We start from the raw sequence: 810 nt of genomic DNA, 5'->3' as shown, positions 1-810 counted from the left end.
GGCGATGTCACGTTATCGAGCGGTGATTGCGCTCTGCCGACGGCTCTCGGAAATCAGGCAACCGCGCCCGTCACAGCTTTCCAATGCGCAATTGCGCGGATGCGATGGATGTGGGTGGCGAGAGCGGAGCGGTTGTGACGTGGGGTGACAAAGAGATTTCGCAGCGCCGAGAAAATCGAGATGAAACGCTGCAAGCCTCCGGCTGATCGGAATCCCTGCATCGTCCGCTCTCGTTTTCGAAGCGGCAGGTGAGAGTTTTCCGCTCGGTTGTTGAGACCTTTATGGGACCGGTGTTCAACCGTTGGCATAATGTCACGCCTGGCTGCGCCATATGAGCGGAGCTTGTCGGTGACGATCCGCCTTGGCGGCATGCCTGTTTTCTTCAGTAACCTGATGAGCAATCGCTTCGCGGCCTTGGTGTCGCGTCGGCTCTGAACAATCTCATCGAGAACGTAGCCATCTTGATCAACGGCACGCCAAAGCCAGTGCTTCCTGCCCGCGATGGAAATCACCACCTCATCCAGATGCCAGACATCCTGAAGCGAAGGCCGCCGGCGACGAAGCTGCTTTGCGTAGGCCGGTCCGAATTTCAGACCCCATCGCCGGATCGTTTCATACGAGACGACGATGCCACGCTCCAGCAGCAACTCCTCGGCCAGGCGCAGGCTCAGCGGGAACCGAAAGTACAGCCAGACCGCATGGGCGATGATCTGTTGCGGGAAACGGTGACGCTTGTAGCTGATGGCCGGTTTCTTCATCCCACCGTCTCTACCCACCACTCACTCACAGGAGGTTTACGTGACAACGCCG

At 58.5% G+C, this 810-nt stretch carries 1 protein-coding gene; it reads right to left on the bottom strand.

Annotated elements, in window-relative coordinates; all coding sequences use genetic code 11:
- Positions 1-53 precede the first annotated feature (53 nt).
- Complete coding sequence (locus tag P9A16_RS35605) at positions 54-758, bottom strand: IS6 family transposase (RefSeq protein WP_050746584.1); 705 nt, start codon at positions 756-758, stop codon at positions 54-56.
- Positions 759-810 lie beyond the last annotated feature (52 nt).

It is taken from the genome of Shinella sp. 838 (assembly GCF_029623935.1).
In the GTDB taxonomy this organism is placed as follows: domain Bacteria; phylum Pseudomonadota; class Alphaproteobacteria; order Rhizobiales; family Rhizobiaceae; genus Shinella.
This window is presented reverse-complemented; position numbering and strand designations above follow the sequence as displayed.